Source organism: Streptomyces sp. NPDC056452, assembly GCF_042796085.1.
GTDB lineage: Bacteria > Actinomycetota > Actinomycetes > Streptomycetales > Streptomycetaceae > Streptomyces.
Map to the genome: position 1 here is coordinate 75,871 of NZ_JBHTRI010000028.1, position 13,494 is coordinate 89,364.

Here is a 13,494-nt window from a genome sequence, read left to right on the forward strand (position 1 = left end):
ACGGGGCACGGCGGGCGCAGCTGTCACTGTTCGCGCATCTTCCACGGGGCGCCGTACTCCGTCAGCAGATCGAGGAACGGCCGGGGAGGCAGGGCCTCCGGGCCGAGCACCCCGCTTCCGTGCCAGGTGCCGCGCGCGATGAGCTCGAGGGCGGCTACGGGGTTGATCGCGGTCTGCCAGACCACGGCCTGCGAGCCGTACTCCCGCATGGACCACTGGTTGTCGACCACGTGGTAGAGGAAGACCTCTCTGGGCCGTCCGTCCTTGGTGCCCTTCACCCAGGTGCCCGCGCACGTCTTCCCGTGCATCCGCTCGCCGAGCCCGGCGGGGTCCGGGAGGCAGGCGGCGACGACATCACGGGGCGACACCTGGACCTCGCCCTTGTCACTGTTCACGCGGACGGGCTCCGTACGGTCGAGGCCCAGTTTGTGCAGCGCGCGCAGCACGCCGATGAACTCGTCGCCCAGGCCGTACTTGAACGTGACCCGCCCGGCCTTCAGATGGCGCGGTACGAGAAGCACCTCCTCGTGTTCGACATTGACGCACTCGACCGGCCCGATGCCTTCGGGGAAGTCGAAGAGCTCCGGCTCGCTGAAGGGCTCTGTCGTGAACCAGCCGCGCCCCTCCTCGTACACGACCGGCGGGTTCAGGCACTCCTCGATGGTCGTCCAGATACTGAAGGAGGGGGCGAAGTCGTAGCCCTCCACGACCAGATCGGCTCCGTCGCGGATGCCGATCTCCTCGATCTCGTCGAAGAGCTCGTCGGAGGCGTACCGGGCGAACACATCGGCGAGGCCGGGCTCCACGCCCATGCCCACGAGCGCGAGACGGCCCGCTTCCTCCCACTCCGCGGCCCGTTCGAACTGGGCGTCCCCGAGCTTGACACCGCACTTCTCGTACGGACGGTCAGGGTGCGGCCGGGAAAGGGACATCGCCATGTCGAGGTAGTTCGCGCCGTGTGCCAGCGCCGCCTCGAACAGCGGCAGCACGAATCGGGGATCGGTCGCGTTGAGCAGCACCCCGCAACGGTTCTCGCCGAGGGCGGCGCGCACCGCTGCGGGGTCCGAGGCGTCCAGCCGGACGGCGTTGAACCGGTGCCCGCTCTCCCCCAGGGCCGCGACGGCCTTCTCCGCACGCTCGAGGTCGTAGTCGGCGACCGTCATGTGCTCGAAGAAGGGCCGACGGGCCGCGATCTTGGTGATCGCCGTGCCCACGCCTCCTGCTCCGACCAAGAGGACACGCATGGGTGCACCACTCCTTCGCCGCGCTGCCGGCAGTGGGGGCGCCCGTGCCGGTCCCGTGGGCGAGGACGCTAACAGCCGTGCGGCCCGGCGGCGGGCACCGTTCGGACCATGTCCCGCGTCCGGCGGTATCCGTGTCGGGCCCCACGGGGCGGCGCCGCGCTATGCCGGGCGCGCCCCGGTGGTGACCGGCGCCGTGGCGCCCCCGGGGGTCCGGGCGGCCCTGCCCGGGCGCAGGGTCCACGGCACGGGCTCGGTGTTCGTCAGCCATTCGTCGGCGATCAGCCGCCGGACGATGAGGATCCGCAGATCGCGTGGCTGCTTCTTCCAGCCCAGCCCCACGCACAGCTGTTTCACGGACGGACCGTGCCCGTGCTCCGCGCGGAAGGCGGCGGCGAACTCTGCGGCGCGGGGACCGCAGTCGGGCTGGGAGTCCTTCCACGCGCCGTAGGCCGTGCGCACGCTCGCCGGGATCTGGGCGGGAACGGCCTTGCGCATGAATGCCTCCGCCACCCTCACGGTGGCCATGTGGCAGCGCGGGCAGTGCTCGACGGCCTCGGCGTGCCGACGCAGCGCCACGCTCGCCTGCGCTTTCCACGCGTCCCAGCTCAGTGGTTCCTCAGCGGTCCGGTCGCGCGGGCGCGGCGGGTCGGGCAGCGCGTGCATGCCCGAGAGGTGCCGTACGGCGTCGGCCAGCAGGTACCGGTTTCCTTCCAGCTCCAGCAGGAAGCCCTTGGCGAGCAGTTCGGGCAACGCCGCACGGCACCGGTCGGGGAGGTCGGCGGGCAGGGTCCCATGGCGTTCGGCCCGGGCGTGGGCTGCCAGGAACAGTGCGGCCAGCCGCGCAGCGGACGATGTCTTCCTGGCCGGCTTCGCGGCCAGGGTGCGGGTGGTCCAGCCGGACACCCGGGACCTCTTGTCCTTGCCGAAGACCAGCCGCCGGTCCGAGGTGTCGGCGAGATCGGGCACGGCGATGGCCACGGGTGTGTCCGGACTGCCTCCGATCAGGTCGCCCCTCACCTGCCATCCCAGAGCGGCCACGGCGGTGACGGCGCTCTGCGCATCGTCCAGGCGCAGCGACTTCAGATCCTGGCCGGTGAGGTTCCCGACGCCGCCCCGGGCGGCGCGGATGGCGACGACCACCGCGAGAAGCTGCGCGTCACTGCTGCTCAGCGGCAGCGAACCCACATAGGTCAGGAGGCTGCGGGCGGCCTCGCCCTGCACAGCTGTCAGCAGGAAGGGCTTCGGAGTGCTCGTCACCACCGGCGCGGCCGAGACGGGGGGCGAGCTGGAAGAGGACTTGGGCACGACATGTACAACGCGCGGACAGCACCGAGGTCACTTCCTCGTACTGTTGCGCGAGTTCATGGATCGAGTGGATCGAGTGGATCGAGGCGGAGACCGGCCGCCCACCCGAGAACGATATGAACGCAATGCCGCGACCCCTGGCCCCCTGACCTGGCGCGACTAGCATCAGCCGCCACGCAGCGGTGCGCCGAGCAGCCAGGAGGAAACACGTGGCCACGCTTTTGCCCCTTCGCACGAGGCCGGGTACGCGCAGACGTCGATTCGCGGTGGTTGCGAGCGGCCTTGCGGGGATACTCGCGGCCGGCCTCATCGGCCCGCTTCAGCCCTCGGCCGCAGCCGGAACCCCTGGAGAGACCGCCTGTCCCGCCGATCTCACGGCGCGGGCGAGGTGTTACTCGGGACAGGATTCCAACGGCGCCCACTACGCCGTCGCCATTCCCCGCGACTGGAACGGGTCGTTGCTCATGCACGCCCACGGCGGGCCCGACCTGGGCGAACAGTCGGACCCGCAGCGCAGTCTCGACGACCTCGAACGCTGGTCGGTCATGGTCGAGGAGGGCTACGCCTGGGCAGGGTCGTCCTACCGCCGCGGCGGGTACGGAACGAGGATGGCGGCCGCCGACACGGAGAATCTCCGTCGCCTGTTCGTGGCGAAATTCGGGCGACCGCGGACCACACTCGTCCACGGCCAGTCCTGGGGCGGGAACGTGGCCGCGAAGGTCGTCGAGACATACGGGTCGGGCGCGGACTCCCCCTACGACGGCGCCCTCCTCACCAACGGTGTGCTCGGCGGTGGCTCACGGGGCTACGACTACCGGGTGGATCTCCGGGTCGTCTACCAGTACTACTGCCGGAACCACCCGCGCCCGACGGAACCCCGGTACCCCCTGTGGATGGGGCTGCGGGACGGTTCGGCCATGACGTCCTCGGGTCTGCGCGCGCGGCTTCAGGAGTGCACCGGCTACGCCTCACCGCCGGCGGAACGGACTCCTGTCCAGCAGCGCAATCTGGACGACATCCTGAGCGTCACGAAGATTCCCGAGCGGACCCTCGAGTCCCACCTGGGGTTCGCGACCTTCACGTTCAGGGACATCGTTCAACGCCTCGGTGGACGCAACCCGTTCGGGAACCGGAGCGTGCGCTATAGCGGCTCCCACGACGACAGGGCGCTCAACGCCGGTGTCGAGCGCTTCTCGGCGGACCCGACCGCCCGGCGCGACCTGTCCTACGACAGCGATGTGACCGGCGCGGTCTCCGTCCCCGTGCTGACCATGCACGCGATCGACGACCCCACCGCTTTCGTCGAGCACGAAGCGGCGTACCGCGCCGCCCTGGAAGGTGCGCGCCGCGACCGCCACCTCGTCCAGACGTTCACTCAGGAGAGCGAGCACAGCGGGCTCAGTACCTCGGAGTACGCCAACGCCGTCTCGGCGCTGTCCCGGTGGGTCCGTACGGGGAAGAGGCCCACGCCCGCCTCCGTCGCGGCGTCCTGTCCTTCCTTCGACGCCGTCTACGGGACCGGGTGCTTCCTGCGGCCCGGCTTCGTCCCCGGCGACTACTCGTCACGTGTCCTTCCGCGGCCCGGCGGACAGCACTGGCCTGCGCTGTCCGCCGCACGGGAGAGGGAGTGGAGCCGGGTGGAGGGCATCGGCATCGCACCCTGAACCGCTTGGGCCGCCGGCTGTCAGCCGGTCCGCGGGGTGAGCGTCCGGTTCAGTGCGGCGAGGCCGTCCGTGTAGATCTCCTGGAACAGGGCGACGGCCTCGTCCTCACCGATGGCGTCCGGGGTGAAGACGCCGGACCATTCCACCCGGGAGGTGTCCTGTCCGGGGACTCCGTGGACCGTGAGGGTCGAGCGGTAGCCGGTCACGGGGAAGGGGGCCTGCAGAATGGAGTAGGTGTAGGTGCGGGCCCCGTTGTCGAAGGCTTCGAGCCGCTCGACGATGACGCCGCCGTCCTCGCTTCCGAGCGTCCGCACACGTCCTCCCTCGCCGAGTTCGCTGGAGGGGATGTAGGGCAGCCAGTCCGGCAGTGAGCCGAAGCCGCCGATGAGCCGCCAGACACGTTCGGGCGACGCTGGAATCTCGATGGATGCGGTGGTGGTGGCCATGGGGAACTCCTGAAGGTCGGGCAGTCGGGTCTCAGACGGTGGGTACGGGCGCGTCCTGCGCTATGAGCCCCTGCTCGCGCAGGTCGGCCCAGAACGCGGCCGGGATCGTCTCGGCGAGGGCGGCGACGTCCTCCGCCGTACGGCTGGGCTTCGTCGCGCCGGGGATCGCGGCGGCGGTCGCGGGATGCGCGAGGGAGAACTGCAGTGCGGCAGCCTTGACGCCGACGCCGTGGCGTTCGGCGAGCGCCTTGATGCGCCCCACCTTCTCGACTATCTCCGCGGGCGCCTTCTGGTACTCGAAGTGCGCTCCTCCGGCGAGGATTCCCGAGCTGTACGGGCCGCCGACCACGATGTCGACGCCCTGGGCGGCCGCGGTGGGCAGCAGACGCTGCAGAGCACGCTCGTGGTCGAGGAGGGTGTAACGGCCGGCGAGGAGGAAGGCGTCGGGCTTCGGCTCGTCCAGGTCGAGGGTGAGCTCCAGGGGCTCGACCCGGTTGACGCCCAGACCCCAGGCCTTGATGACGCCCTCGTCACGCAGCTTCTGCAGGACGCGGAAAGCGCCGGTGCGGGCCGTTTCGTAGGCGGCGAGCCACTCGTCCCCGTAGAAGTCCTGGGCCACGTCGTGCACCCACACGATGTCCAGGCGGTCGGTCCCGAGGCGCTCGAGGCTGTCCTCGATGGAGCGCAGGGTGGCGTCGGCGGTGTAGTCGTTGACCATCTTGTTGGGACGGCCGTGCTCGAACAGTCCCGCCTTCTCGCCGAGGTCCCGTGCGGTGGGGTCCTCCGTCTCGTCGAGGATGACGCGGCCGACCTTCGTGCTCAGGACGTACTCGTCGCGCGGGTGCCTGGCCAGTACGCCGCCGAGGCGGATCTCGGACAGGCCCGCGCCGTAGAAGGGCGCGGTGTCGAAGTAGCGGATGCCCTGGTTCCAGGCGGCCTCGACGGTGGCTGCCGCTTCTTCCTCGGGGATGGCCCGGAACATGTTGCCGAGCGGTGCGGTACCGAAACCGAGCACGCCGGGCAGGAGGGTCTTGATCGTCATGGGGGGTCCTTGCGATGCCTAGGGTGATAAATGCCGTTCTGCAGGCGAATGCGTCATGCATCCGTCTTGTGCTTCCGAGGTTAGGATCCAGGCATGAGACTGTCCAAGACTTACCTCGACTCACTTGAGTCCTCCGAGGTCCCACATGCTTGACCTGCGACTTCTTCACTACTTCGTGGCCGTCGCCGAGGAGGAGCACGTCGGTCGCGCCGCCGAGCGGCTGCACATCTCCCAGTCACCGCTCAGCCGCCAGATCGCACAGCTGGAGAAGAACCTGGGCCTCGCCCTCTTCGAGCGCAGCCAGCAGCGGATCCGGCTGACCTCTGACGGCCGTGTCTTCCTGACCGAGGCCCGCGCCCTGCTGCGTCATGCGGACCGGCTGGAGAACCTCGGCCGGCGTCTCGGCCGGGGCGAGGAGGGCGGGCTGTGCATCGGGTACGTCGCCGACGCCATGCACACGGGCATCCTGCCCGCCGCGCTTCGGGCTCTGCGCGAGGAACGCCCCGGAATTCACGTCGCCCTGTACGACCAGGAGTCCGCCGAGCAGTTCGAGGGCCTGCGGCAGCGCAGCCTCGACATCGCACTGGTGCGCACTCCCCCGCCCAAGGACGACCCCGACCTGAGCGCCGCCGCGCTGCTGCAGGATCCCCTGCTGCTCGCGCTGCCCGCGGATCATCCCCTGGCTCAGAAGGCCGAGTTGACGCCCGACGACCTGACCGGGCAGCCCTGGATCGCGGTGGGCGACGCCCAGGACGCGGCCTGGCGTGACTCGTTCCTCGCCTCGTGCGTCGCCTCCGGCTTCACGCCGGACATCCGCCTCGACGCCGCCGATCCGCTCACCGCACTGGGCCTGGTCGCGTCGAGCCTTGGCCTCGCGCTCGTGCAGAAGAGCATGGTGCGCGGCAGTACCGACGGAGTCGTGGTGCGAGAACTCCCCTGGTACGAACGCTCCGTCGGCCTGTGGGCCGCGTGGCACCGGGTCGACCTACGCCCCGTCGTCGCCTCGTTCCGCGAGACGGTCCTGGCCGGGCAGCACACAGCGCAGCGTCAGCAGCCGGGCGGCGGCGGTGACGGCGGTGCGGCCCCGCGATGAGTTCGCGGGCCCGGAACGGTCTACCCCAGTAGTGAACGGATCAGGCGGCTCATCACGAAGGCGACAGAAGGTCGCCACCAGGAGGACAGAGCAGTGACCACACGTTCGGGCAAGGTGACCTGCGACCTCTCGATCTCCGTCGACGGGTACTCGGCCGGGCTCAACCAGGCCGAGCAGCGCCCGTTCGGCGACGACGCCGGCGACGGCTGGGGCGGCAGGCTGCACTCCTGGATGTTCGAAACCCCGGAGCAGCGGCAGGCCGAGCTCGACCGGCTGACGGCGTACGGAGCCTTCGTCATGGGGCGCAACATGTTCGGCCCCGTACGCGGCGCGTGGGATCGGCAGTGGAAGGGCTGGTGGGGCGACAATCCGCCGTACCACACGCCGGTCTTCGTGCTCACCCACCATCCGCGCGACCCGCAGCCGATGGAGGGCGGCACCACGTTCCACTTCGTCACCGACGGCATCGAATCCGCGCTCCGGCAGGCCCGCGAGGCGGCCGGGGACCGCAACGTGTCGATCCACGGGGGCGCGACCACCATCAACCAGTACCTTGCCGCAGGCTTGATCGATGAGCTGCGGCTGCACATCGTGCCGTTCACGCTCGGCGCCGGCACGCGGCTGTTCGACGGGGTGCCGTCGCTGAATCTTGAGCAGGTGGAGTCGCGAGCGGCGAACTCGGTCACCCACGTGACCTATCGCGTACTGCCCCGAACCCCGGAACAGTGAGCGGGCCGACGCCCCGATAACGTCCTCGCATGACTGTTCTTGAGCGTCTTCGTCCCGATCACGCGCCGGCGCTGCTCGCCTTCGAGCTGGAGAACCGCACGTACTTCGCCGCCTCGATCCCGGACCGCGGCGACGACTACTTCGCCGGGTTCGACACACGTCACCGCGAGCTGCTCGACGAACAGGCCGCCGGCCTGCATCACTTCCACATCATCGCGGACGGCGAAGGCGCCGTGCTCGGCCGTGTCAACCTCGTCCATGTCACGGACGGTTCGGCCGAACTCGGGTACCGGATCGCCGAGCGGGCGGCCGGACAGGGCCTGGCCACCTCGGCCGTCCGGCAGGTGTGCGCGCTGGCACGCGCCGAGTACGGCCTGAGTGTTCTGCAAGCGCAGACGACGCTGGACAACGCCGGTTCGCAGGCCGTGCTGGCCCACAACGGGTTCGTCCGCGCCGGTGAGGTCACCCTGGACGGACGCCCCGGGCTGCGCTTCACCCGGATTCTGACCGACGGCTCTCTCTGAGAACGCACCGGTGGCGGACCGCTGTGCGGTCCGCCACCGATGCGGGTTCGGGCGTGTCGTGATCAGTCGTCGTCGACTTCCTCGTTGGTGATCTTGCCCGTCGCGGCGTCCACGTCGAAGGTCGTCCTGTTCCAGTCCTCGGTGACCACATCGACCTGCCAGACAAGCGTCTGGCTGTCGTTCTCGTCCAGGTTGAGCGAGGTGACCGTGCCCTTCTGCTTGTCCGTGGCAACCTTGGCCGCCTGCTGCCAGGTCTGCTGGGCCTTGCTGACCCAGTCAGCCAGCTCCTGCTTCTCGGCGTCGCTCTGCTCGGCCTCCGTGACGGAGTCGATCACGTCTCCGGACACCGCGTCGATGCTCACCGTGTGCGCGGTTCCGTCCTCCTCCACGACTTCCGCGATCCACTTCGGACCTGTGGAGCTGCCGCTCGGGCTGGGGCTGCCCGTCGGGCTGGGGCTCGCGCTGCCGTCGGGGCTGGGGCTGGCGCTCGCACTGGGGCTGGCGCTCTCCTCGTCGTCGTCCAGGCCCTCGAGGTCGAGGTCGGTGAGCTTGCCGCCGGAAACCTCACCCACGGCCGTCGTGGCGGCCTTGTCGTAGGTGACCTTGACGGTCGAGAGGAGGTCCTTGCGCTCGGTCTGGTCCTCGGTCAGCTGCGCGGCCGTACCGGAGGGGCTGCCGGACGGGCTCTCGTACGGGGTGGTCGTCTGCTGAGGAATGACCTTGGCAGCCTCTGAGGTCGCCGCGGCTGTTTCGTCACCGTTGTCCTGGCCGCATCCCGTCACCAGGGTGGCGGATGCAAGGACGGCGCACAGCGCGCCGACGACACGGAGCCGGCGGGTGCGTGTGGAAACGGTCTTGTTACGTCGGGGCTCAAATCTCATACCGCATGACTAGCCGCCGCGACGATCAGTCATGTTGTCCGACAGTCGGCTGTCACCCGATCGCCTGTGCGCCTCCGCCCATTCGCCGTGGTCGTGGTGGCACCCCGTCCCGCAGCCGTCGCCGGGCACCGCGCTGCGGGCCGCGCGGAATGCGCCGATGATCCTTCGCAAGCAGAATTCCGCGTATGACTACACCTCGCCCGGGGGACTCGACCGATCCGGCTCCCGCAATGCCGGGAAGCGCGCCGCCGAACCAGACGCTGACCCTGACCGCGATGCTCTTCGCCGTCTCGATGACGTTCATCGACCAGACCGTCGTCTCCATCGCGGCCCCCGACATCGTTCATGAACTCGGGCTGTCGGCTTCCGGGATGCAGTGGGTCGTCAACGCATACCTGCTGTCCCTGGCCGCGTTCTTCGCCCTCGGCGGAAGGCTCGCGGACATCCTCGGTCACCGCCGGGTCATGCTGGCGGGCACGCTCGTCTTCGTGATCTCCTCCGCACTGTGCGGAGCGGTCCCTTCGGGGGACCTCGCCCAGACATGGCTCATCGTCTTCCGCGCCACACAGGGCTTCGGGGCGGCGCTGATGTTCCCCGCCGCCCTCGCCGTGGTCATCGCGGTGTTCCCGGTGGAACGGCGCGGCCGGGCTCTGGCCCTGTTCTTCGGCCTCTCCGGGGCGCTCACGGCCGTCGGCCCGATCCTGGGTGGCTGGCTCACCTCCTGGACCTGGCGTTCGATCTTCTGGATCAACGTTCCGGTCGCTGTGATCGCCATCGTGCTGACGCTCGTGGCCCGCATCCCCAACCGGCCGCGTCGCGAACCCCTCGATGTACCGGGGGCCGTCCTGATGGCATCCGGCATGGGCCTGACGGTGCTCGGCTTCCAGCAGGCCGCCGGCTGGGGCTGGAGCAGCGCCGCCACGTGGGGGTGCATCGTCGGCGGACTTCTCCTGCTCGCACTGTTCTGCCGACTGGAACTGCGTACGCAGTATCCGCTCGTCAGGCTCCAGGTCTTCCGGGACCGTGCGTTCGCCGTGGACGGCGCGGTGCTGTTCTTCTCCATGCTGGCTTTCGTCCCGGTGTTCTTCTTCGCCTCCGTCTACGCACAGGTCTCGCTCAGCGCGTCACCCAACCAGGCGGCGCTCTACCTTCTGTATTTCTTCATCGGCTTCGCCATCGCGTCGCAGTGGGGCGGGCGCATCCTCGACCGCCGCGGTGCCCGGCCGGCGCTGAAGCTCGGCACGGCGCTGGGTGCCGTCGGTTTCGCCCTCTGGGCCGGAAAGCTGACCACACTGTCGATGCACGACCAGTGGCTGTACGCGGCCATGGCCGGCGCGGGCATCGGCCTGCTTCTGGCACCCGCCTCGACCGACGCCGTCAACCGGGCGATCGGCGCCTCGTACGGCGAGGTCACCGGGATCACGCAGACCATCCGTAACTTCGCGGCGAGTGTCGGCCTGGCCGTGTTCGGCACCATCCTCACCCATGTCACCACCAACCGCGTGCATACGACGCTGCGCTCCGCGGGACTGTCGGACGCTGCGGCACACGATGCCGCCCACAGCGTCGCCGAGGCCGTCACGGGCAACGGCGACGCGCGGCAGCCGTCCGGCGAGGGACAGGTCGCCGAGGTGATGCGGGACTCCATGGACGCCATCCGGATGGACTTCGCACAGGCCAATCAGTGGGTGTTCTACTGCATGGCCGGCGCCCTGGCCGTCGCGTTCGTGTGTGCGCTCTTCCACCCGGGTACGCGGGTCGTGACCGAGTCCGAGGAACCCGCCGACCGGCCCGCGTGAAGCTCCGCACAGCCGGACCCGGCGCGGAACACGGCAGAAAGCGGCGGATGACGCCGGTTCACGGGAACCGGCGTCATCCGTGCGGACTCTGTACAGGCGTCAGGCGGTCAGCTGTACCTCGGACGGTTCCGCCGCCGAGAGCACCGATGCCGCGGACGGGACGGCACGCAACTGGGCCTCCGCCGCGGTCAGGGCGTCCGCCACGGTCCGGGTTCCGGTGGTGACGCAGAGGGTGTAGGAGATGTCCTCGAGATGGCGGCTGCTCTCGGAGGTCCCCAGCCGTGCGTGGGCGCGTTGCAGTGTCTCGTAGCGCTTGACGAGATTCCGCAGCGTTGCGGGATTGGCCATCAGCACGGCAGTTCCTCTCCACAGGGCGGCCGGGAGCACATGGCCCCGCGCCGACGAAGTCCGATCGCGCCGGCAGTACGCCTGGCGATACGGGCGGCCGTGCGAAGTGTCAGCACGCATCCGATCCCTTGCAGATGATGGTCACCCCGGCTCACCGAATCCGCATCCGGAATAACGGAGGGTCACACCGCGGCCGGCTCCTGAAGCGCCGGGCGCTCCGGTGGGAAACAATGGAGGTGACAGGTGGCCGGCTTCTGCCGGTGCCCGGTCGGGAGGCCCTCATGGATTACCCGGAGAGTTACGAGCTGATATTCCAGGCGACCGGTGCCACGGACGATGTGGTCGTCGTCCGCCTCACGGCCCGGTCGGGAGCGGGCGGTTACCCGGTCTACGAGGACGAGACCGGAATCGTGCGTGCCGAGATCAGCGAGCGGGGCGAGGTCCGCATGGTGGCCAGCGGCGGACATCAGGTTCTCGGTGTGCCCCTGCTCGCCCGGCCTCTGACCCATGGGGCCCGTCGCACCGGCTGAGCGCCCCTCCTGCCCGCTCCCCCTCGCCCTGAAGCCCGTTCATGCCCACACCTCGCCCGAATGTGTTTACTTTCCCGAGGTGCGGTCGTAGTGTGCTGGTGAAACCACAGACTCGGGCATGAAACGGATACGAAACCACATGTACGCACCGGAGCGGCAGCAAGAGATCCTCCGCCTGGCGAGCGAGAGCGGCCGGGTCGATGTGCTGTCCCTTGCCGAGGAGTTCCAGGTCACCGCCGAGACCGTCCGGCGTGACCTCAAGGCTCTGGACAGGGCGGGGCTCCTGCGCAGGGTACACGGCGGTGCCATTCCTGCCGGAAGGCTCGGTTTCGAGCCCGGTCTCGCGGAACGCGACACGGTGGCCGCGGACGAGAAGGACCGCATCGCCGCAGCGGCGCTGGGGGAACTCCCCGCCGACGGCAACGTGATCATCGATGCGGGGACGACGACCGTCAGACTGGCCGCCGCGGTCCCGCTCGACTCCGCCCTCACCGTGGTCACCCACGCGCTGCCGGTGGCCGCCCGCCTCGCCGACCATCCCGGAATCTCGCTGCACCTGGTCGGCGGCCGGGTGCGGCACCGTACCCGGGCCGCAGTCGACGCCTGGGCGCTGAGCGCGTACAGCGAGATCAACGCCGATGTCGTCTTCCTGGCCACCAACGGCTTCTCCGCCGGGGGCGGCCTGACGACCCCGGACCTGGCCGAGGCGGCGGTGAAGCGCGCGGTGATCGCGGCGGCCCGCCGCGTGGTGCTCCTCGCCGACTCGGGCAAGTTCGGGCAGGAACATTTCGCGCGCTTCGGCGACCTCTCCCATGTCGACCTGCTCATCACCGACACCGGGCTCAGCCCCGAAGACGCCCGGGACATCGAGAGCCGGGGCACGGAAGTAGTTCGCGCATGATCCTGACCGTCACCCCGAATCCGAGCCTGGATCGCACGTACGAGCTGCCCGGACTCAGCCGCGGAGCTGTCCTGCGGGCCACCTCCGACCGAGTCGATCCCGGCGGCAAGGGAGTCAACGTCTCCCGCGCGGTCGCTGCCGCCGGACACCGCACGGCTGCCGTCGCGCCGTTGGGCGGGCCGGAGGGCGCCCTGCTCGCCCGTCTCCTCGGCGAGCAGGGCATCGAGGCCGTCGGCGTTCCGATCGCCGGCAGCACCCGTATCAACATCACGCTCGTCGAGCCCGACGGCACACTCACCAAGGTCAACGCGGCGGGACCCGAGATCACCGCAGCCGAGGCGGAGCGTCTGCTGGACACGGTACGGACGCGGTCCACGGACGCGGACTGGATCGCCTGCTGCGGCAGCCTGCCGCGCGGACTTCCCCCCGAGTGGTACGCCGAACTGGTGGCCCGCAGCCACCGCGCCGGTACGCGGATCGCCCTCGACACCTCCGGTGCGGCGCTGGTCGCCGCGCTGCGCGAACGGCCTGAAGTGATCAAGCCGAACGCGGAGGAACTCGCGGAGGCTGTCGGCCGTCCGCTGTCGACGGTCGGTGACGCCCTCAAGGCCGCGCAGGAGTTGTGCGAGCTCGGGGCACGATCGGTCCTGGCCAGTCTGGGCGCGGACGGACAACTGCTGGTGGAGAGCTCCGGCGCGTACTTCGGCTGCGCCCCGGTGGCTTCCGTCCGCAGCAACGTCGGCGCGGGAGACGCCTCCCTCGCGGGATTCCTGGCCGCGGACGGAACAGGCCCGTCGGCACTCGCCGCCGCGGTGGCGCACGGCGCCGCGGCCGTGCAACTGCCGGGGAGCGTCATGCCCGCCCCGGCCGATCTCGACCTGTCCGCGGTCGTCACGACCGCGGACATCCCTGTGGATCTCCCTCTGACGGATCCGGCCCCATGACCGGCACGACCCCGCCCGGCCCCACGTCCCCCAGCCCCATGTCC

14 protein-coding genes are annotated in these 13,494 nt (G+C 70.0%); 8 read left to right on the top strand and 6 right to left on the bottom strand.

All coding sequences use genetic code 11. The features are described 5' to 3' along the window. Positions 1-23: 23 nt before the first annotated feature. Positions 24-1,244 (bottom strand): saccharopine dehydrogenase family protein, encoded by a 1,221-nt coding sequence (locus tag ACFQ6X_RS25565; RefSeq protein WP_383184694.1) that lies wholly within the window; start codon positions 1,242-1,244, stop codon positions 24-26. A gap of 159 nt (positions 1,245-1,403) precedes the next feature. Beyond that, positions 1,404-2,549 (bottom strand): hypothetical protein, encoded by a 1,146-nt coding sequence (locus ACFQ6X_RS25570; RefSeq protein ID WP_383184695.1) that lies wholly within the window; start codon positions 2,547-2,549, stop codon positions 1,404-1,406. A 266-nt stretch (positions 2,550-2,815) separates the two neighbouring features. Between ACFQ6X_RS25570 and ACFQ6X_RS25575 the strand changes: the two genes are divergently transcribed. After that, positions 2,816-4,213, top strand: a complete 1,398-nt coding sequence (locus ACFQ6X_RS25575) for a hypothetical protein (protein ID WP_383184754.1) — start codon at positions 2,816-2,818, stop codon at positions 4,211-4,213. A 20-nt stretch (positions 4,214-4,233) separates the two neighbouring features. Here the strand turns inward: ACFQ6X_RS25575 and ACFQ6X_RS25580 are convergent, their stop codons facing one another. Both ACFQ6X_RS25580 and ACFQ6X_RS25585 read right to left on the bottom strand, forming a co-directional pair. Further along, entirely contained in the window at positions 4,234-4,659 is a 426-nt protein-coding gene (locus ACFQ6X_RS25580; protein WP_383184696.1) for an SRPBCC family protein, read from the bottom strand. 31 nt (positions 4,660-4,690) lie between these two features. Continuing rightward, the gene (locus ACFQ6X_RS25585; RefSeq protein ID WP_383184697.1) at positions 4,691-5,701 is read right to left on the bottom strand and encodes an aldo/keto reductase; all 1,011 of its coding nucleotides are present in this window, start codon (positions 5,699-5,701) and stop codon (positions 4,691-4,693) included. 145 nt (positions 5,702-5,846) lie between these two features. On the opposite strand from ACFQ6X_RS25585, the gene ACFQ6X_RS25590 reads away from it, so the two are divergent. From ACFQ6X_RS25590 to ACFQ6X_RS25600, 3 genes are all read left to right on the top strand, one after another. Beyond that, on the top strand, positions 5,847-6,794 hold the full coding sequence (locus ACFQ6X_RS25590) for a LysR substrate-binding domain-containing protein (RefSeq protein WP_383184699.1): 948 nt from the start codon (positions 5,847-5,849) through the stop codon (positions 6,792-6,794). Positions 6,795-6,887: 93 nt separating this feature from the next. Then, the gene (locus tag ACFQ6X_RS25595; protein WP_383184700.1) at positions 6,888-7,523 is read left to right on the top strand and encodes a dihydrofolate reductase family protein; all 636 of its coding nucleotides are present in this window, start codon (positions 6,888-6,890) and stop codon (positions 7,521-7,523) included. A gap of 29 nt (positions 7,524-7,552) precedes the next feature. Next, positions 7,553-8,047, top strand: coding sequence for a GNAT family N-acetyltransferase (locus ACFQ6X_RS25600; protein ID WP_383184701.1), 495 nt, complete (start codon positions 7,553-7,555; stop codon positions 8,045-8,047). Between the two features lie 62 nt (positions 8,048-8,109). Here the strand turns inward: ACFQ6X_RS25600 and ACFQ6X_RS25605 are convergent, their stop codons facing one another. Beyond that, entirely contained in the window at positions 8,110-8,928 is an 819-nt protein-coding gene (locus ACFQ6X_RS25605) for a PepSY domain-containing protein (protein WP_383184702.1), read from the bottom strand. Positions 8,929-9,113: 185 nt separating this feature from the next. Between ACFQ6X_RS25605 and ACFQ6X_RS25610 the strand changes: the two genes are divergently transcribed. Then, positions 9,114-10,727, top strand: a complete 1,614-nt coding sequence (locus tag ACFQ6X_RS25610; RefSeq protein WP_383184703.1) for an MFS transporter — start codon at positions 9,114-9,116, stop codon at positions 10,725-10,727. Between the two features lie 99 nt (positions 10,728-10,826). Here ACFQ6X_RS25610 and ACFQ6X_RS25615 read toward each other — a convergent pair whose 3' ends face one another. Continuing rightward, on the bottom strand, positions 10,827-11,081 hold the full coding sequence (locus tag ACFQ6X_RS25615) for a DUF5133 domain-containing protein (RefSeq protein WP_383184705.1): 255 nt from the start codon (positions 11,079-11,081) through the stop codon (positions 10,827-10,829). Between the two features lie 275 nt (positions 11,082-11,356). Here ACFQ6X_RS25615 and ACFQ6X_RS25620 point away from each other — a divergent pair, with 275 nt between their 5' ends. From ACFQ6X_RS25620 to pfkB, 3 genes are all read left to right on the top strand, one after another. Continuing rightward, on the top strand, positions 11,357-11,605 hold the full coding sequence (locus ACFQ6X_RS25620; protein ID WP_383184706.1) for a DUF6296 family protein: 249 nt from the start codon (positions 11,357-11,359) through the stop codon (positions 11,603-11,605). Between the two features lie 139 nt (positions 11,606-11,744). Next, positions 11,745-12,506 (top strand): DeoR/GlpR family DNA-binding transcription regulator, encoded by a 762-nt coding sequence (locus tag ACFQ6X_RS25625; RefSeq protein ID WP_383184755.1) that lies wholly within the window; start codon positions 11,745-11,747, stop codon positions 12,504-12,506. After that, entirely contained in the window at positions 12,503-13,450 is a 948-nt protein-coding gene (gene pfkB, locus ACFQ6X_RS25630; RefSeq protein ID WP_383184707.1) for a 1-phosphofructokinase, read from the top strand. Before ACFQ6X_RS25625 ends, pfkB begins: the two co-directional genes overlap by 4 nt. Positions 13,451-13,494 lie beyond the last annotated feature (44 nt).

Coding starts and splice junctions, on each gene's coding strand:
- pfkB (WP_383184707.1), top strand. CDS start 12,503: ATGATCCTGACCGTCACCCCGAATCCGAGCCTGGATCGCACGTACGAG.
- ACFQ6X_RS25585 (WP_383184697.1), bottom strand. CDS start 5,701: ATGACGATCAAGACCCTCCTGCCCGGCGTGCTCGGTTTCGGTACCGCA.
- ACFQ6X_RS25565 (WP_383184694.1), bottom strand. CDS start 1,244: ATGCGTGTCCTCTTGGTCGGAGCAGGAGGCGTGGGCACGGCGATCACC.
- ACFQ6X_RS25580 (WP_383184696.1), bottom strand. CDS start 4,659: ATGGCCACCACCACCGCATCCATCGAGATTCCAGCGTCGCCCGAACGT.
- ACFQ6X_RS25620 (WP_383184706.1), top strand. CDS start 11,357: ATGGATTACCCGGAGAGTTACGAGCTGATATTCCAGGCGACCGGTGCC.
- ACFQ6X_RS25605 (WP_383184702.1), bottom strand. CDS start 8,928: ATGAGATTTGAGCCCCGACGTAACAAGACCGTTTCCACACGCACCCGC.
- ACFQ6X_RS25625 (WP_383184755.1), top strand. CDS start 11,745: ATGTACGCACCGGAGCGGCAGCAAGAGATCCTCCGCCTGGCGAGCGAG.
- ACFQ6X_RS25590 (WP_383184699.1), top strand. CDS start 5,847: ATGCTTGACCTGCGACTTCTTCACTACTTCGTGGCCGTCGCCGAGGAG.
- ACFQ6X_RS25600 (WP_383184701.1), top strand. CDS start 7,553: ATGACTGTTCTTGAGCGTCTTCGTCCCGATCACGCGCCGGCGCTGCTC.
- ACFQ6X_RS25610 (WP_383184703.1), top strand. CDS start 9,114: ATGACTACACCTCGCCCGGGGGACTCGACCGATCCGGCTCCCGCAATG.